Origin of the sequence: Streptomyces sp. NPDC058145 (assembly GCF_042884245.1) — a bacterium.
Classification (GTDB): Bacteria; Actinomycetota; Actinomycetes; order Streptomycetales; family Streptomycetaceae; genus Streptomyces.
The window spans coordinates 576,775-593,599 of record NZ_JBHVUH010000003.1 but is presented as its reverse complement, the minus strand read 5'-3'; the positions used below and the strand labels follow the sequence as shown (position 1 = coordinate 593,599).

The window sequence follows — 16,825 nt, the reverse complement described above, 5'->3', positions numbered from 1 at the left end:
GGAGCCCGGGCATCGCCCCTGATCGGTGCCTCGCCCCCACCGGCGACACCGCCTGCGAGCGGGCCGGCGGTTTCGGGTGATCGTGCCTTGCCCGGGTCCTGCGCGAGTCCGTTGGCCCACAGCTGGTCGACACGGGAGCGCTCGGTGACGTTCGGGTAGCGATTGGTGCAGGACGGGCCGGCGGTGCCTCCCGACATCAGCTCGCTGCACGGCCCGCCGTAGTCGTCCGTCAGGCCCAGCACGTGCCCGGTCTCGTGGGTGACGACGCGGACCGAGTCGTACTGCTGGTTCTGGGTGTAGTCGAGGAAGACGTAGCCACTTCCGTGGTTGTTGGAGGAGCTGTAGGACCCGCGCGGGTCGTTGCCCTCGCGGTAGGAGAAGTCGGCACCACCGCTCGACGCCTCCTGCAGCTTGACGTTGGACTCGGAGCTGTTCCAGATCGAGGCCGCGCTCGCTATCTGCGAACGGAAGCTTGGTGCCTGCGAGGCGTCGTAGTAGACGGTCACCGCCTGCGCGTTCGGCTGGGCGGCACGCTTCTCGGTAACGGATTTGAGCACGGCCTCGAAGAACGCCTTGTTGTTCGCGGCCTCCTCAACCGACCCGGAGTACCGCGCCACGGAGGTACCGGTGGCGGCGGACGCGGTGTCGGCCGTCTGGGCGCCGGCCGGCACCGCCGCGCCCAGCGCGCTGGAGGCCAGACCCAGAGCGAGGGCGAGGAGCCTCGCGGACGTTCGGGACGACTTCATGTGGGGGCTCCTACTCACTTGGTGACGCCGAGCGCCCGGTGCCCGGTCGGCTGCGTGTGACCACCGGTTCCGAACTGCGACGACGTCCTGTGAGGCGTCATTCTTAGAGCGGCTCGACAAAGAGCGCAAAGGGTCCTCGCCACTACGTCGCCTCGTAGGTCCCCGGACCTCGCCAGGGCAGGCACGGGCCTTCGGTCCGTACATGGCGGACACGAGGGAAGGGCTGTCGCGGCGTCAGAAGCCTTACGTCACTGGGCAACGGGGCGTGCGGACCGACCGGGGGAATCCCAGGACGTGCGGCGGGATCCACATCCGGGCTAAGACGGACAAATCCTTAGATGTCTTCCATGTTGTGTCTACTAAGCGAGCCGGTTGGTCGGCGGGGCGCTGTGACCGACGCCATAGAACAGCAGCTTCCGCTTCTTTCGCGCCCCACCGGCCCCGGGGCGCACCCCCCAGGGCACCCTCGGAGCTGGACGGCATCCTCACCGCTGAGCCGCCGCCGCTCAGTCCCGATCGGGACGGAGGCCGGGCCCGGCGAGCGCGGGGAAAGGGCCGGTGGGTTCCTCGCCCGCCTCCAACAGCGCGTCCCGCACCCGGTGGCTTCGGGACTGTGCGGGTCGGGCTGTCGTCAGCCACGCGAACGACGTGCGTGTCTGTCTCGAACAGGTCGCTTGGCTCGACACCGGTCCCGCCTGCACCGCGGTACCCGTGGCGGCTCTGGCGCCAGAAAGTTGCCGCTGGTGGTCGTGCTCAGCCGGGCAGCGGGGACGCATCCGTCAGGAAAGAGCTCAGGGTTCGGCCCCGGGGGCCGGCGGCCGCTCAGCTCTCCGTCGGGTCGCCGTGCAGCCGCACCGTGCTGAGGATCTTCATGATCGTCTTGGTGTCGACCTCGCCGTTCACGCCCTTGGCGCCGTAGAAGTCGAACGAGACGATGTCGTCGGCCGAGTTCTTGAAGGCGAACGACAGGGCCTTGCCGTCGCTCGCGCACTTGCCCTTCTGCGGGCTGTTGCCGGAGCGGGCCCACGCGTAGGCGCCCGCGACGCCCGACGCGGTCTTGTACGGCGTGGCCTTCTTGTCGTAGGTGATGCTCTTCTTGTCCGGCTGGGTGTAGCCGCCGTAGACGTACCAGGGCACCCGGGTGACCGCGGCCTGGTCCGGGCTCTTCGCGCCGCTCTCACCGCGGGTGCCGGCGACCGCCAGCGCGGAGTCCTCGGTCTTGCCGTCCTTGTCGCTGTCGGTCGTGCACCACTTCGACTTGTACGAGGCCGGAGCGGACACGGAGGTGATCAGCTTGTCGTCGTCGGCGTGGTCCTCCATGAAGAAGGAGACGTCCGTGGACTCGAGCTCCCACTCCGCCGGGACGTCGAACGCCGTGCCGAACTTCGGATTGACGACGACCTTCCACCCCGCGACCGTGGGCTTCTCGGTCGCGTCGCCGCGCGGGTTGTCCTCCGGCGCGGACGAGGACGCCGACGGCTCGGGGGTCGGTGACTGGCTGGTCTTCTGCTTGCCCTTGCCGTTGCCGGCCTCGTCGTCCTTCGAACCCCCGAGGACCAGGTACCCGGTCACGCCGGCCGCGACGACGACGGCGGTGGCCGCGACGATCGCGATCAGTTTCGTCCGGCCGCCACCGCCACCGCCCTGCGGGGGCTGCGGCTGGGGTGTGCCGGCGGGCCCGGGCTGTCCCCACTGCGGCTGCTGCCCGTACGGGTTCGCCTGCGGGTACTGCTGGTAGCCGGGCTGCTGGTACGGATTCGGCTGCTGGTAACCCGGCTGCTGATACGGGTTGTTCTGCGGGTTCTGCGCGCCCCCGGGCGGCTGCTCTCCTGGCCACATGGCCAGCAACCCTAGTGGGCCGACGGAAACGATTCTGTCACCGGCCCTTGTCAGGGACGTACCGAAACCGTGCTGCCACTACTTCTTGTAGAGCCGGACCGTCGCCATGATCTTGCGCACGGCCGTGTCCGGGACCTCCTCCGAGACGCCGGCGGCACCGACGAAGGACCACGCCAGGAAGGCGCCGTCCGCGTCCTTGAAGGCGAACGTGGTCGCCTTGCCGTCGTAGTCGCACCTGCCGTGCTTCGGCACCCCGGATGAGCGCGAGGTGGCGACGCTGCCCGTGACGCCGGACGCGGTGGTGTACGAGGTGACCGGGCCGGTCTTCACCGTCTTGTGGTCCGGCTGGGTGTACCAGCCGTAGACCCAATTGGCGGACTCCTCGCGGGCCATCTTCGCGGTGTCCGTGGCGTCCTTGTTGCCGCGCGTGCCGACGTTGGCCAGCGGGTCGTAGTCGGTCCGGCCGTCCTTGTCGTCGTCCGAACCGCACCACTTCTCCTTGAGCACGGCGGGGGCCTTCATGCCGGCCAGCACCTTCTCGTCGGGGTCGGAGTCGTCGGTGACGTAGGTGACCCAGGTCTTGGCCCGCACCTGCCACTCGGGGGGAACGTCGAAGGCGACGCCCGTGTCCGGGTTCACCACGACCTTCCAGCCGGCGACGGTCGGCTTCTCGGCGCTGCCGGCCGAGCGCGGGTCGTCCTCCCCGGAGGGAGAGGCGGAGGCGGAGGCCGTGGGAGAGGCCGAGGAGGCGGTCGGACCGGGGCGGGCCTCGTCGTCCTTCTTGCCGCCGAGCAGCAGGAATCCGGTCACGCCGGCCGCGACGACGACGGCGGTGGCCGCGACGATCGCGATCAGTTTCGTCCGGCCGCCACCGCCACCGCCACCGCCGTGCGGGGGCTGCGGCTCGGGTGTGCCGGCGGACCCGGGCTGTCCCCACTGCGGCTGCTGCCCGTAGGGGTTCGCCTGCGGGTACTGCTGGTATCCCGGCTGGTGGTACGGGTTGTTCTGCTGGCCGCTTCCTGGCGGCTGTTCCCCTGGCCACATGGGCCGCAACGATACAGCGGTGATCACCACGGCACTGGCCAGCCCTGCTACTCGTGAGTAACATGCCCGCATGAGCGCAGACCAGATGTCGATCGGCGAGATGCTCGCCGCCACCGTGCCGATGGCCCGGACGTTGAACCTCCAGTTCCAGGAGACCTCTCCGGAACGAGCCGTGGTGTCCCTGCCGGACCAGGGCGACTACCACAACCACGTGGGCGGGCCGCACGCCGGCGCGATGTTCACGCTCGGGGAGTCGGCCAGCGGCGCCATCGTGCTCGCCGCGTTCGGCGACCAGCTCTCGCGCGCCGTGCCGCTCGCCGTCCGGGCCGAGATCGCCTACAAGAAGCTGGCGATGGGCGCCGTCACGGCGACCGCGACCCTGGGCCGCCCGGCCGCCGAGGTCGTGGCCGAACTGGACGCGGGCAAGCGGCCCGAGTTCCCGGTGACGATCGAGATCCGGCGCGCGGACGGGGCCGTGACCGGCGAGATGCAGGTCGTGTGGACCCTGCGCCCCAACCAGCAGGGCTGACCCGGACTCGGGGGAGGGGCCCTGGACGCCGGCCGTGGCCCGGTCCGTCCGAACCCCGCTCCCCCCGCGCCGTCTCAGTCCGCCCGCCGGCCCGGACGGCTCCGTGGTCCGAGCCGTCCTCCGGTGCCGCCATGAACTCCCTGAGCCAGGAACGGAATCCGGGACCGAGGTCCGGGCGGGCGCAGGCCGGGCGGATCACCGAACGCAGATGGTCGGCCTTGTCACGCCGGTGTCGTAGCGCTGGCCGTCGAAGACGACTGCGCGCACCGTGCCGGCCGCGGCCGGCTCCGGCAGGGCGGCGGTCGGCTGGATCTCGCCGCGGCCGGGCCGGGTGCGCTCCAGGACACCGAGGACGGCCGGGTCGACGACGTAGCGGCCGATGACCGCTTACCGGCTCGGCGCCTGCTCGCGCGACGGCTTCTCGACCAGGCCGGTGGCGCGCACGACACCGTCCTCACGGACTCCTCGACCGCCGCGCAGCCGGAGAGGTGGATCTGCGCCGGGTCGACCTCCATCAGCGCCACCACACTGCCCGCGTACCGGCCGCGGACGTCCGGCATCCGGCTGAGCAGTGTCTCGCGCGGGTCGATCGGATCGTCCCCGAGCAGGACGGCGAAGGGCTGGTTCCCGACGTGATGGCGGGCGCGCAGCACCGCGTTGCCGAGACCGAGCGGGTCGCCCTGCCGGATGTGGTGGATGTCCGCGAGCCGCGCGGGATCGCGGACGGCGTCCCGGTCGACGGGAAGTTGGAGATTCCGTGTGCCATCGGGCCTTTGACGCAAAGAAGTTGACCGTTGTGCGACCCGGGCTTCGCCCTGTCTGTGGATACCGTCGGTAACTATTGTCCATTTCCCCGATGTTGCCGCCGGGCCCATTCGAACTGCTTGTTTCCTGAGACGCGATTGTGCCAAGGTGAGCCCTCCCTCGAGGGGTGAAGGCCGGAGCCGGATGTGCGGCCGGACCCTCCAGGTACGCACCAATGCGGTGCCGCTTTCCGACAGGACGCCAATCCGTATGCCGCGCTCCCGCGGCTGGAAAGGAATGGGTTCCGTGCAGTCCCCCCACCCCCCGCACCCGCCGTTCCCGTCCCGCCCCGGTTCCCCGTCCGGGGAGTCCGACCACACCCTCGCCGCCCGGCTGGGCGGTCCCCCGGCCGGCCGTCACGATGCCGTGGCCCTGCTGCTGGCGCGGCACTGGCGGGCCACCTTCGACTACGCCGTCGTCTGCCTGGCCGCCGCCGGCCCGTCGGCGCGGCTGGTGACCTCCGCCGCCTTCCAGCAGGTCCTCGGCCGGCCCGCGAGCGGAGCGGCCGGCGGCGCCCTGCGCCCGCGACTGCTGGCGGCCGTCCGGGACACCGTCCGCGCCTGGGCCGCCGACGAGGCGGCGTGCGTCGTCCTGCCGGAACTGCGCAAGCCCACCGGCGGCCGCGGTCTGCGCGCGACGGCGCCCCGCACGCCCGAAAGGCGTCGGCTCGCGGAACGCGCTTTCCAGACCCTTCCCGCCGCTTCCCAATGCCTTCTGTGGCATACCGAGGTCGAGGCGGAATCCATAAACATACCCGCTGGTCTGCTGGGCGTGGACACGGCCACCGCCGCGATCGCGCTGCGGCGGGCCCGGGCGGAATTCCGGGCGGGCTGTCTACGAGCCCACCGTGAACTCGCGCCCTCCGCGGAATGCCGTTTCTACAACCGCCTGCTGGACGATCCCATTCGCGAGGGCGGAGCCCGGCTCCCGGACGTACGACGGCATCTCACGGCCTGCTCCCACTGCCGGCACGCCGCCGAGCAACTGAGCCGTTTCGAGGGCGGACTCGGCGTCCTGATCGCCGAGAGCGTGCTCGGCTGGGGCGCCCGGCGCTACCTCGACTCCCGCCCCGGCCGAGCCGCCCGCGAGGAGCCCCGGGCCCACGCGCGGCGCCCGGCGGCAACGATCGGCCGGCACGGCACCGCACCGCCGGGCGGACGCCGCACCACCCTCGCGGTCGGCGTCGGCCTCGCCTCGCTGGGGCTGCTCGCCACCGTCCTCGTGGCCATGGGCCGGCCCGACGACAACGGTGTCCCACACCCCGCGGCCACCCTGGGCGCCCCCGCCGGCCGCCTGGAGGGCCCGGCCGCCACCGGCACACGGCCACGCGCCGTTCCCTCGAACGTGTCCCCGGCCGGCGAGTCGCTCCGGAGCGCCTACGGCAGGCTGCGCGACCGTCCCACCGGGTCGTGCCCGGAGGTGCGCGGGGCCGGCGTCCAGGGGGGTGCCGGCGTACGGGAACGGCCCGGAACCATCGTGCTCGCGACGTGCCGGTGCCGCGCTCACAGCGCCTTCGCGCGGATCAGTGCCGACAGCGTCAGGGCGCCCGGCAGCAGCGGCAGCCAGTCGGTCAGCACCCGGTAGCCGATCACGGTCGCGGCGGCCACCGCTGGCACCGCGCCGAACGACACCAGCGTCCAGACCAGGGCCGCGTCCACCGCCAGACCTCCCGGCGCCGGCACGGCCCCCACGGCGGTGCCCGCCGCGAGATGGGCGAGCACCACCTGCTCCCAGGGCAGCCCCAGTCCCAGCGAGGTCCCGACGCAGACCAGCGTGCCGGCCTGGACCAGCGGCATCGCCGCCGACCCGCCCCACAGGGCGAGCACCCGGCAGGGCCGGCCGTGCACCGCCCGGACGTCGGCGAGGGCGGCGCGCACCAGGCCCGTCACCGGCCGCCGCACCGGCCGCACGACCGTCAGCAGCACTCCGGCGACGGCGAGCGCGCCGCCCGCGGCCGCGGCGGCCGGAACCGGCACCGGCCCGTCCGGGACCAGCTCACCGAGCCGGCGGCGGGCCGGGCAGGCGGCCAGGAAGGCCAGCAGCACCAGCGTCCTCGCCACGGACCGCGCCAGCGAGTACAGGCCGATCGACGCGGTCGCCCGGTCCAGGGGCACGCCCCGGGTGCGCAGGAAGCGCAGCGTGACGGCGTGTGCGCCGAGGCCGCCGGGCAGCACGTGGTTCGCCGCGCCGGCGGCGAACTGCGAGGCCAGCAGGAGCCCCGGTGGCAGCCGGTCCGGCAGTGCGCCCTGCCGTACGCACGAGGCCGCCACCCAGGTGAGACAGGTGAGACCGGCCCCGGCCAGCAGCCATCCCGGGTCGGCCGCGGCCAGCCGGGCGGCCCCCTCGGACGCCATCGGCCGGTTGGCCAGCGCCCAGCACCCGGCGAGCAGCACGGGGGACAGGCACAGGGCGAGCCGGACGGACCGGGCGGCCGGCAGGGTGGCGCGACGCGCGGGAGGGCGCGGCGGGGGACAGGAGGGCGGGGAGAGCGGCGGGAGCGGGGACGGTGAGGACACGGGGACGACGTCCTTCCGCATCGGGCCCGGCGGGGGAGCGGCGGGGGCCAGGGGGAGGCGGACCGGCGGAACCTCGGGGAGCCTTTCCCTCCCGCGTGACACCGGGGTGGCCGGGAAGCGACGGGGCGAGGGCGCGGCGGTGCCGCACGGCCCGCGCGCAGGCCGCCGTTCACCGCCGACCAGGTAGCCTTCCCATGGGGCGCGCTGCGCAAGCCACGCCCCGCGTACGGACAGGGACAGCGACTCGGGAGGAACCGGCGGTGCACGTCCAGGAATGGCTCGACACGGTGCCCGCGGCCGCCGTCTACGCCGTGGTGGCCCTGGTGATCGGTCTGGAGAGCCTGGGCATCCCGCTGCCGGGCGAGATCGTCCTGGTCTCGGCGGCGCTGATGTCCTCCCAGCACACGGGCATCAACCCGGTCGTGCTTGGCGCCTGCGCGACCGCCGGCGCCGTCATCGGGGACTCCATCGGCTACGCGATCGGCCGCAAGGGCGGACGCCCGCTGCTGGCCTGGCTGGGGAGAAAGTTCCCGAAGCACTTCGGCGAGGGCCATGTCGCCACCGCCGAGCGGTCCTTCGAGAAGTGGGGCATGTGGGCCGTGTTCTTCGGCCGCTTCGTCGCCCTGCTGCGCATCTTCGCCGGGCCGCTCGCGGGCGTGCTCCACATGCCGTACTGGAAGTTCCTGATCGCCAACGTCCTCGGCGGCATCTGCTGGGCCGGCGGCACCACGGCCGTCATCTACTACGTGGGCGTCGTCGCCGAGGACTGGCTGAAGCGCTTCTCGTACCTGGGTCTGGTCGCGGCGGTCCTGATCGGGCTGGCGTCGATGCTGGTCATCAAGCGCCGCGCCAAGAAGGCCCAGGCGCGGCAGCGGGAGCCGGAGCCGGTGCCCGCCGGGGACTGAACCGTCCCGGGACCTATTCGTGCACCCCGCGATGGGTCTTCGCCAGCTCCGCGTACAGCGTGCCGTTGAGGGTGACCCCCTGCCGTTCCTCCTCGGACAGCTCCCGCCTCACCTTGGCGGGCACTCCCGCCACCAGTGACCCCGGCGGCACGACCATCCCCTGCGGGACCAGCGCCTGGGCGGCGACCAGCGAACCCGCCCCGATCACCGCCCCGTTCAGCACCGTCGCCCCCATCCCGACCAGGCAGTCGTCCTCCACGGTCGCCCCGTGCACCACCGCGTTGTGCCCGATGGAGACGCGCTCCCCGACGGTCACCGGGAAGCCGGGGTCGGCGTGCAGCGTGACGTTGTCCTGCACATTGGCGTCGGCGCCCACGGTGATCCGCTCGACGTCCCCGCGCACCACGGCGCCGTACCAGACACTGGCCCCCGCGCGCAGCGTGACGTCCCCGATCACCGAGGCGGTGGGCGCCACGAACGCCTCCGCGTCGACCTGCGGTTCCTTCCCTGCGATGCCCACGATCAGCGCCTTGTGCGTCATCACCGTCTCCTCGTCTGCCGAAGTACTGCGCACGGTACGTCAGGACTGGGGCAAAGATCACAGCGGCCCACGCCCTCGCCCGGGGCCCCCGCTGAGTAACGTGAGCCCGTGCCGAAGCGCAGGAACACGTTCTCATCCCGGCGGCGGGGCCTCGCCCAGCGTGCCGTCCACGCGGCCTGGGCGTGGGCGCAGCGCGCGGGATCCGTCAGCGCGGAGCACCCGGGGAGATTCCGCTTCGGCTCGCTGGGACCGGCCACCAGGCTCGCCTTCCCGCTCGGCACCGTCTTCGGCGAGCCCTGGATCCACGTCGGCTCGCACTGCATCATCGCCGAGCAGGTCACGCTGACCGCCGGCCTCATGCCGGACCTCGACCTCGGTCCCGACCCGATCCTGCGCATCGGCGACGGAGTCGTCCTCGGCCGCGGCAGCCACGTCATCGCCGACACGACGGTCACCATCGGCAGCGACTGCTACTTCGGGCCGTACGTCTACGTCACCTCCACCAATCACTCCTACGACGACCCGCACGAGCCCATCGGCAGGCAGTGGCCGCGCATGGAACCGGTGGAGATCGGCCCGGGCTGCTGGATCGGCACCGGCGCGGTGATCCTGCCCGGTGCGCGGATCGGCCGGAACGTGGTGGTGGCGGCCGGTGCGGTGGTGCGCGGCACGGTGCCCGACCACGCCGTGGTGGCGGGGGCGCCGGCCCGGGTCGTACGGCGCTGGACGCCCGACGGGGGCTGGCAGCCGCCGCTGCGGACCCCGGCCCCGGTGCCGCCCGCGGAGGGGATCACCCCGGAGCAACTGCGCGCGCTCGCGGACCTGGACGAGGAAGGGGTCGAGGAGCTGGCGCGACTGGAGGCCGAGGGCTGACGCGACCCGTCGCCGGGAGATACTGCTCGGTACAGTCTGCTGAACCCCGGACATTGGACGGATCGTGTCGGACCTCGAACTCCTGACCCAGTCCCTGGCTCGCAACGTGCGGCACTGGCGCGCCGTGCGCGGCTTCACGCTGGACGTCCTCGCCGCCCGGGCCGGTGTCAGCCGCGGCATGCTCATCCAGATCGAGCAGGCCCGCACCAACCCGAGCATCGGCACCGTCGTCAAGATCGGCGACGCGCTCGGGGTGAGCGTCACCACCCTCCTCGACTACGAGCGGGGCCCGAAGGTCCGCATCGTCCCCGCCGAGCGCGCGGTACGGCTGTGGCACACCGAGGCCGGCAGCTACAACCGGCTGCTCGCCGGGACCGAGGCGCCCGGGCCGCTGGAGATCTGGGACTGGCGGCTGATGCCGGGCGAGAGCAGCCCCTCCGAACCGCACCCCGCCGGAACCGTGGAGCTGGTCCATGTCACCGCTGGCGAGCTGACGCTCACCCTGGACGGCGAGGAGTACCGCGTCCCGGCCGGCGCGAGCGCCTCCTTCGAGGCCAATGTGCCGCACCTGTACGGCAACCAGGGCGGCGTGCCGATGGAGATGATGATGGCCGTCTCGGTGCCGCCCGTTCACTGAGACGCCGGTACGCCGGCCGGGGTCGGCTTGTTAGCGTGCGGCCATGCGCGCACCCATCGGAGACTTCGAGACCGCCGTTCCCGCCCCGGACTGCCTGGACGAGCTCACGGCGCCCGTCGCCGACGCCGTACGCCACTGGCGGGGCAGCGTCCCCGCCGACCGGATCGTCTGGGTGGACACCGACCCGCGCTGGGCCGACACGGCCGTCTTCGTGGAGCACTACGGGCGTGACCTGCTGGAGCGGTCGGCGAACTGCGTGGTGGTCGCGGGCAGGCGGGGCGGTGAGACCACCCTCGCCGCGTGCCTGGTGCTCTCCACCACCCGGGTCGACGTCAACGGCGTGGTGCGCCGCCAGCTCGGCGCCCGCAAGGCCTCCTTCGCCTCGACGGACACCGCGACCGGCGAGACCGGCATGGAGTACGGCGGCATCACCCCGGTCGGACTGCCCGCCGGCTGGCCGGTCCTGATCGACGCGGCCGTGGCCGACCTGCCGTACGTCCTGGTGGGCAGCGGGCGTCGGCGCGGCAAGCTGCTGGTGCCGGGCAAGGCGCTCGCGGAACTGCCCGGCGCGGTGGTGCTCGAAGGACTCGGCACCGCCTGAGAAAGGGGCGGTCACGGGCCGGCGCCGGACGCGGGCCCGTGACCGCCCGTCCCCGCGCTCAGAACGCGTTGGCCGAGCCCAGGTACTGCTCGGCGAACGCCGCCGCGGCGGCCGGCGAGGCGAACAGGCGCCGCAGCCGGGCCAGTGTGGTGCCGGCCCGGAACGGATCGCCGGACGCCACCCCGTGGTAGATGTCCGACAGCCACTGCGAGAACTCCTGGTAGTCCCACACCCTGCGCAGCGCCGCCGCCGAGTAGCCCGCCAGGCCGCTCCCGTCGCCCCGGGTGACGTACGCGGCGAGCGCGTCGCCCAGCAGGAACGCGTCGTGCAGGGCCAGGTTCATGCCCTTCGCCGCGATCGGCGCCGTGAGATGACCGGCGTCGCCGGCCAGCAACAGCCGCCCGTGGGCCAGGGGTTCGACGACGTAGTGGTGCATGTCCAGCACCCGCTTCTCGATCAGCCGCCCCTCGGTGAGCGGTGGCGCCCCGGCCGCGCCGAGCCGGGTCCGCAGCTCGGCCCAGACCCTGTCGTGCGGCCAGTTCTCCGGATCGTCCCCGGGCGGGCACTGCAGGTAGTAGCGGGTGACCTCGGGGCTGCGGGGCATGTGCCCGGCGAAACCGCGCGGATGGACGCCGAACACGACGCAGTCGGAGGAGGGCGGGGTCTCGGCGAGCAGCGCCAGCCAGCCGATACCGTCGTCCTGCCGGGCGATCCGGGCCCGCTCCGGCGGTATCGCGTCCCGCGTCACCCCGCGCGCACCGTCGCAGCCGGCGACGAAGTCGCAGCGCAGCACCAGCCGTTCACCCGTCGCGGGCACTGGTACGACACCGCGGGCCGGTCCGAGTCCAGGTCGTGCAGCCGTACGTCGCGCACACCGAAGCGGATGTCACCGCCGCGCACATCGGCGTACTCCCGCACCAGGTCCGTCACCAGCAGCGGCTGCGGGTACACGTAGTGGTGATGGCCCGTCAGGTCGCCGTACGGGAACCGGTACCGCTCGCCGTCGAAGCGGAACTCGCAGGCGTCGTGCGACTCGGCGCGCTCCAGCAGGCGTTCCGCCAGGCCCCGCCGCTGGAGTTCGCGGACCGCCCACTCCTCGAGGACGCCGGCCCGGGGCCGGGTCTCGATGAACTGTCTGCTCTCGGTCTCCAGGACCACGCAGTCGACGGAGGCGGCCCGCAGCAGGGCTGCGACGGTGAGCCCGGCGGGCCCGGCACCCACGACGACGACCGTACGGTTTTCCGTACGGCCGTCATCGGCACCGGAGTTGAGGTGGGGGGAAGGGTCTGTCACCCCCGCATTATGACGGTGTCCCGCCGGCCGCGGCGTGGCTGTCGCGGCCGGCGGGACACCGGGGTCAGTGCGCCGGGGCGTCCGTGACCACGACCTCCTGGATGCTGAGCTCGATCGCCTCGGGCTTCGACGCGGTGGCCTTGGCCCAGTAGTAGACGCCGAGCGAGAAGACCGCCACGACCGCGATGTCCCACCACAGGCCGATGTAGCCACGGCCGCCGAAGCCGCCCAGCCAGGAGATCGCGCCCAGGCCCAGCAGGTAGCCGGGGAGCCACTGCGCGGCCTTGAAGTCCAGCCGGGGCGCGTCGGGCAGGTTCTTGCGGATGGCGTACCAGGCGTAGGAGCCGAGCAGGACGTAGCCGAGCAGGATCGCGAAGCCCAGCCGCCACAGGGTGTCCCAGCCGGCCCAGTAGATGATGAGGTTGGCGACCACGAACGACAGTGGCGAGATCACCTTGCCGAAGGGCAGCCGGTAGGGGCGCTCGTGGTGCGGCAGCCGGTCGGCGAAGACGCCGTACGCCAGGGGCGCGCCCGCGTACATCAGCACGCTCGCTGAGGTGATGAAGCCGACCAGCTCCTGCCAGCTCGGGAACGGCAGGAAGCAGACCACGCCGGTCACGAAGGACATGATGAGGCCGAACCACGGCACGCCGCGCGCGTCGGTCTTCGCGAACGCCTTCGGCGCGTAGCCGTTCTTGGCCAGGCCGTAGGAGACGCGCGAGGTGGCGGTCGTGTAGATCAGGCCGGTGCCACCGGGGGAGATGATCGCGTCGACGTAGAGCACCCAGCCCAGCCAGCCCAGGCCCACCAGGGTCGCCAGCCCCGCCCACGGGCCGCTGATGCCGGCGAAGTCCAGCTTGGCCCAGCCGTGCGCGAAGGAGGTGTGCGGCAGCGCGCCGATGAACACGACCTGCAGCAGGATGTAGATCACGGCACCGATCGCCACCGAGCCGAGGGTCGCCCGCGGCAGGTCGCGCTTGGGGTTGCGGCTCTCACCCGCGAGCTGGATCGCCTGCTCGAAGCCGAGCAGCGCGAAGATGATGCCGCTGGAGCTGATCGCGCCGAGCACGCCCTTCGCGCCGAAGGGCGCGAAACCCTCCGAGGTGAAGTTGCCGGGGTGGAAGTTGCCCACGGCGATGATGAAGATCGCCCCGAGCGGGACCGCGATCTTCCACCAGGTCGCGGCGCTGTTGGTGTGGGCCAGGGCCCGGACGCCGAAGAAGTTGACGCCGACGAAGACGGCCATGAGGACGACGGCGGTGACGAGGCCGCCGGTCGTCAGCGTGCCGTCGGCGTGCTGCAGGCCCTGGGCCCAGCCCCAGTGGCCGGCGTAACCGATCATGGCCTCGACCTCGATCGGGGCCACGGTGGCCGCCTGCAGCCAGGCGAACCAGCCGAAGGACATGCCGGCCAGGCCGCCGAAGGCGTAGTGCGGGTAGCGGGCGGTGCCGCCGGCGACCGGGAACATGCCGCCGAGTTCGGCGTGCACGAGCGCCAGCAGGACGATGCCGACCGCGCCGATCACCCACGAGATGATCGCCGCGGGGCCGGCCACGACCACCGCCTTCTCGGCTCCGTACAGCCAGCCGGAGCCGATGATGGAGCCCACCGAGGCCCACATCAGTCCGATCAGCCCGACGTCCCGGCGCAGACCGCCGGACTCCGTCGTGGCCTGTGGCACGGCATGGTCGACTTTCACCATGTCTGGTGGCCTCTCAGATCGTGAACGTGGAAATAACGAGCAAGGAGGCCACAGGCTAGGAACGGGTTCCGCCCCCGCAAAAGGCTGTTTCCCAAAACTTGACCCGGGATCTTGACTGTCTTGGCAACAGTCTTCCCACAGGTCAAGGCCCAGGTGGAATGTCAATATTCAGCGGGGAATTGTGAGAAGAAAGTGAGACAGCTCAATGCAGGCGAGGAATTTCGATCGCCGGGCAGCGGTCCATTACCATGTCCAGCCCCGCGGCCCGGACCCGCCCCCCGGCGTCCTCGTCGACGACGCCGAGCTGGAACCACACCGCCTTCGCGCCCTTCTTCACCGCCTCGTCGGCGACCGCGCCGGCCAGCTCGCTGTTGACGAACACGTCCACGACGTCGACCTCGAAGGGGATCTCCGCGAGGGAGGCGTAGCCCGGCTCGCCGTGCACCGTCTCCGCCTTCGGATGCACCGGCACGATCCGCTTGCCGAACCGCTGCAGCACCTGGGCCACCCCGTAGGCGGCCCGCCGCTGGTTCGCGGACAGGCCGACCACGGCCCAGGTGTCTCCCAGCTCGGTCAGGATCCTGCGGATCGTCGCTTCGTCGCCGTACACGGCCGCCTCCTCGGGCTGCGGGGGGAACTGTCGTCGGGGCAACAGCACCCACCGGGTGCTGATTCCCCCCGGTTCCCCGCCACGGTGCGCGGATTCGGCGCAAGGTGCCCGCGTACGGCCGCCGTCGCGCCTACGCTCGGGCCGTGCTGCGCATCCTCGACGCCCGAACCGGTGAGTCCGTCTCCGCCGCGCCCGCCCGCCGCGGTCTGACCCGGATCGAGGCCTACGCCTCCGGCCTGGACCTGACCGCCCTGCGGGTCCTGCTCACCGCCGATGTCCTCGTCCGGGCGCTGGAACTCGGCGGCACGCCCGTCTGGACCATCCTCACCGCACCCCACCGGCTCGCCGAACTCCGCGCGGCCGCAACCACCCTGTCCATCCGCCCCTTCGAGGACGGCCGCGACCTCGCGTCGGGCCTGGGGGAGGCCCAGGTCCTGCACGTGACGGGGGAGCGGGACGCGGCGCCGGGCGGGGGAACGGTGGTGGCCGTCGCTCCGGTGACCTGGGCGGGGGAGCCGCCGGGGCGGGCCACGACAACGCCGCCCGATGCCCCCGCCTCCGACGCGGCGCTGCGTGCCCTCCTCCCCGCCGACGCCGACGCCGACGCCGACTCCGGCGCCCTCCGCCTGGCCCTGCTCTCCGTGCCGCGCGACGCGCCCGCGTCGCTGGACGCCGAACGGCTGGGTGAGGCCGCGCGCACGCTCGCCCGGTGGCGGCGGGCCGTGGCCGGGTGGGCGCGGCAGCCCTCGCGGCCGGTGCCGGAGGACGTGCGGACGCGGTTGCGGGCCGCCTGGGAGGACGATCTCGACCTCCCCGGTGTGCTGGACGTGCTGCGCGACGTGGAGCGCGCCCCGGACATCCCGGACGGGGCCCGCTTCGAGACGTACGCGTACGCCGACCGCCTGCTCGCCCTCGACCTCCCGCGGGACATCGGGAGCCTCGGGTGATCGAGCGGGCGGGCGCGGGCCCGCTGCGGCGGCTGGTCGTGCTGCGGCACGCCAAGTCGGCCTGGCCGGAGAAGGTCGCGGACCACCGGCGTCCGCTGGCACCGCGCGGGCTGCGGGACGCCCCGGCCGCCGGCCGCGCGCTCGCCGAGGCCGACTGCCTGCCCGACCTCGCCCTGTGCTCCACCGCCGTACGCGCCCGCCGCACCTGGGAGCTGGCCTCCGCCCAGTGGGGCACCCCGCCTCCGGTCCGCTACGACCCGAGGCTGTACGGGGCCGCGGTACCGGACCTGATGGAGGCCGTGCACGAGACGCCGCGCGAGGTGGAGACCCTGCTGCTGGTCGGGCACAACCCGGGGCTGGAGGAACTGGTCCTCGAACTGGCCGGGGACGGTCTGGACGACACCCTCGAGCAGGTGCGCGCGAAGTTCCCGACCTCCGCGCTCGCCGTGCTGGCCTGGCGCGGCACCGGCTGGCCGGCCCTCGTCCCGGGCGCGGCCCTGCTGACGTCGTTCACCGTGCCGCGCGGAAAGAAGGGGAGGAAGCGGTGACCCGGAGCGCGCGGTCCGCACGGCGGGCAGGGGCCGAGCGGTGCTCGCATAGGCTGGCGGGATGCAGGACGAGTACCGCACAGTCGCCCGCGCGGGCGTGCACGAGACCGAGATCAACCGCTCCCGCTTCCTGTGCGCCCTCGCCCCGGCGGCCACCGAGCAGGAGGCCCGGGAGTTCCTCGCGGCCGTCCGCAAGGAGCACGCCGACGCCTCGCACAACTGCTGGGCTTACGTCATCGGCGCCGACGCGGCCGTCCAGAAGGCCGGCGACGACGGCGAACCGGGCGGCACGGCCGGCGTCCCGATGCTGCAGATGCTGCTGCGCCGCGACATGCGGTACGTGGTCGCCGTCGTCACCCGCTACTACGGCGGCGTCAAGCTCGGCGCCGGCGGTCTCATCCGCGCCTACGGCGGCTCCGTCGGCGAGGCCCTGGACGCGCTCGGCACGATCACCCGGCGCCGGTTCCGGCTCGCCACGGTGACCGTCGACCACCAGCGTGCCGGCAAGGTCCAGAACGACCTGCGCGCCACCGGACGCGAGGTCCGGGACGTCCGCTACGGCGAGGCCGTCGCCATCGAGATCGGTCTGCCGGACGCCGATGTCGACGCGTTCCGCGACTGGCTGGCCGACGCGACGGCGGGCACGGCCGATCTCGAACTGGGCGGGGAGGCCTACGGGGACGCGTGACG

General features: G+C 72.8%; 15 protein-coding genes and 3 pseudogenes. 9 read left to right on the top strand and 9 right to left on the bottom strand.

Annotated features, from left to right (window positions below; translation table 11 throughout):
* Positions 1 to 80 precede the first annotated feature (80 nt).
* The 3 genes and pseudogenes from snpA to ACFVVO_RS09615 form a co-directional block, all read right to left on the bottom strand.
* A pseudogene (gene snpA, locus ACFVVO_RS09625) lies at positions 81 to 746 on the bottom strand (snapalysin); the annotation flags it as partial.
* Positions 747 to 1,568: 822 nt separating this feature from the next.
* Entirely contained in the window at positions 1,569 to 2,585 is a 1,017-nt protein-coding gene (locus ACFVVO_RS09620) for a hypothetical protein (RefSeq protein WP_390053256.1), read from the bottom strand.
* Positions 2,586 to 2,663: 78 nt separating this feature from the next.
* The gene (locus ACFVVO_RS09615) at positions 2,664 to 3,629 is read right to left on the bottom strand and encodes a hypothetical protein (protein ID WP_390053254.1); all 966 of its coding nucleotides are present in this window, start codon (positions 3,627 to 3,629) and stop codon (positions 2,664 to 2,666) included.
* An 85-nt stretch (positions 3,630 to 3,714) separates the two neighbouring features.
* Here ACFVVO_RS09615 and ACFVVO_RS09610 point away from each other — a divergent pair, with 85 nt between their 5' ends.
* Complete coding sequence (locus ACFVVO_RS09610) at positions 3,715 to 4,158, top strand: DUF4442 domain-containing protein (RefSeq protein WP_390053388.1); 444 nt, start codon at positions 3,715 to 3,717, stop codon at positions 4,156 to 4,158.
* Positions 4,159 to 4,267: 109 nt separating this feature from the next.
* Here ACFVVO_RS09610 and ACFVVO_RS09605 read toward each other — a convergent pair.
* A pseudogene (locus tag ACFVVO_RS09605) lies at positions 4,268 to 4,889 on the bottom strand (UTP--glucose-1-phosphate uridylyltransferase); the annotation flags it as partial.
* Between the two features lie 319 nt (positions 4,890 to 5,208).
* Between ACFVVO_RS09605 and ACFVVO_RS09600 the strand changes: the two are divergent.
* Complete coding sequence (locus ACFVVO_RS09600) at positions 5,209 to 6,546, top strand: hydrolase (protein WP_390053253.1); 1,338 nt, start codon at positions 5,209 to 5,211, stop codon at positions 6,544 to 6,546.
* Here ACFVVO_RS09600 and ACFVVO_RS09595 read toward each other — a convergent pair.
* Positions 6,465 to 7,499, bottom strand: a complete 1,035-nt coding sequence (locus ACFVVO_RS09595; RefSeq protein WP_390053252.1) for a YbhN family protein — start codon at positions 7,497 to 7,499, stop codon at positions 6,465 to 6,467. The genes ACFVVO_RS09600 and ACFVVO_RS09595 overlap by 82 nt on opposite strands.
* A gap of 239 nt (positions 7,500 to 7,738) precedes the next feature.
* Between ACFVVO_RS09595 and ACFVVO_RS09590 the strand changes: the two genes are divergently transcribed.
* Positions 7,739 to 8,383, top strand: coding sequence for a DedA family protein (locus ACFVVO_RS09590; RefSeq protein WP_390053251.1), 645 nt, complete (start codon positions 7,739 to 7,741; stop codon positions 8,381 to 8,383).
* Between the two features lie 13 nt (positions 8,384 to 8,396).
* Here ACFVVO_RS09590 and ACFVVO_RS09585 read toward each other — a convergent pair whose 3' ends face one another.
* The gene (locus ACFVVO_RS09585; RefSeq protein WP_358930231.1) at positions 8,397 to 8,924 is read right to left on the bottom strand and encodes a gamma carbonic anhydrase family protein; all 528 of its coding nucleotides are present in this window, start codon (positions 8,922 to 8,924) and stop codon (positions 8,397 to 8,399) included.
* Positions 8,925 to 9,032: 108 nt separating this feature from the next.
* On the opposite strand from ACFVVO_RS09585, the gene ACFVVO_RS09580 reads away from it, so the two are divergent.
* The 3 genes from ACFVVO_RS09580 (at position 9,033) to ACFVVO_RS09570 (ending at position 11,035) form a co-directional block, all read left to right on the top strand.
* Entirely contained in the window at positions 9,033 to 9,797 is a 765-nt protein-coding gene (locus ACFVVO_RS09580; protein ID WP_390053250.1) for an acyltransferase, read from the top strand.
* Positions 9,798 to 9,861: 64 nt separating this feature from the next.
* Positions 9,862 to 10,434: a helix-turn-helix domain-containing protein gene (locus tag ACFVVO_RS09575; RefSeq protein WP_390053249.1), complete on the top strand. Its 573-nt coding sequence runs from the start codon at positions 9,862 to 9,864 to the stop codon at positions 10,432 to 10,434.
* 43 nt (positions 10,435 to 10,477) lie between these two features.
* The gene (locus tag ACFVVO_RS09570) at positions 10,478 to 11,035 is read left to right on the top strand and encodes a YbaK/EbsC family protein (protein ID WP_390053248.1); all 558 of its coding nucleotides are present in this window, start codon (positions 10,478 to 10,480) and stop codon (positions 11,033 to 11,035) included.
* Positions 11,036 to 11,093: 58 nt separating this feature from the next.
* Here ACFVVO_RS09570 and ACFVVO_RS09565 read toward each other — a convergent pair.
* The 3 genes and pseudogenes from ACFVVO_RS09565 to ACFVVO_RS09555 all read right to left on the bottom strand — a co-directional run bounded on the left by ACFVVO_RS09565 (position 11,094) and on the right by ACFVVO_RS09555 (position 14,640).
* Positions 11,094 to 12,328: pseudogene (locus tag ACFVVO_RS09565) on the bottom strand (4-hydroxybenzoate 3-monooxygenase).
* 64 nt (positions 12,329 to 12,392) lie between these two features.
* Positions 12,393 to 14,030, bottom strand: coding sequence for an APC family permease (locus ACFVVO_RS09560; protein ID WP_390053247.1), 1,638 nt, complete (start codon positions 14,028 to 14,030; stop codon positions 12,393 to 12,395).
* A gap of 202 nt (positions 14,031 to 14,232) precedes the next feature.
* On the bottom strand, positions 14,233 to 14,640 hold the full coding sequence (locus ACFVVO_RS09555; protein ID WP_390053246.1) for a CoA-binding protein: 408 nt from the start codon (positions 14,638 to 14,640) through the stop codon (positions 14,233 to 14,235).
* A gap of 143 nt (positions 14,641 to 14,783) precedes the next feature.
* Here ACFVVO_RS09555 and ACFVVO_RS09550 point away from each other — a divergent pair, with 143 nt between their 5' ends.
* The 3 genes from ACFVVO_RS09550 to ACFVVO_RS09540 all read left to right on the top strand — a co-directional run bounded on the left by ACFVVO_RS09550 (position 14,784) and on the right by ACFVVO_RS09540 (position 16,823).
* On the top strand, positions 14,784 to 15,587 hold the full coding sequence (locus ACFVVO_RS09550; RefSeq protein WP_390053244.1) for a hypothetical protein: 804 nt from the start codon (positions 14,784 to 14,786) through the stop codon (positions 15,585 to 15,587).
* On the top strand, positions 15,584 to 16,135 hold the full coding sequence (locus ACFVVO_RS09545) for a SixA phosphatase family protein (protein ID WP_390053242.1): 552 nt from the start codon (positions 15,584 to 15,586) through the stop codon (positions 16,133 to 16,135). The genes ACFVVO_RS09550 and ACFVVO_RS09545 overlap by 4 nt, the downstream gene beginning before the upstream one ends.
* A 61-nt stretch (positions 16,136 to 16,196) precedes the next feature.
* Positions 16,197 to 16,823: a YigZ family protein gene (locus ACFVVO_RS09540; RefSeq protein ID WP_390053241.1), complete on the top strand. Its 627-nt coding sequence runs from the start codon at positions 16,197 to 16,199 to the stop codon at positions 16,821 to 16,823.
* Positions 16,824 to 16,825 lie beyond the last annotated feature (2 nt).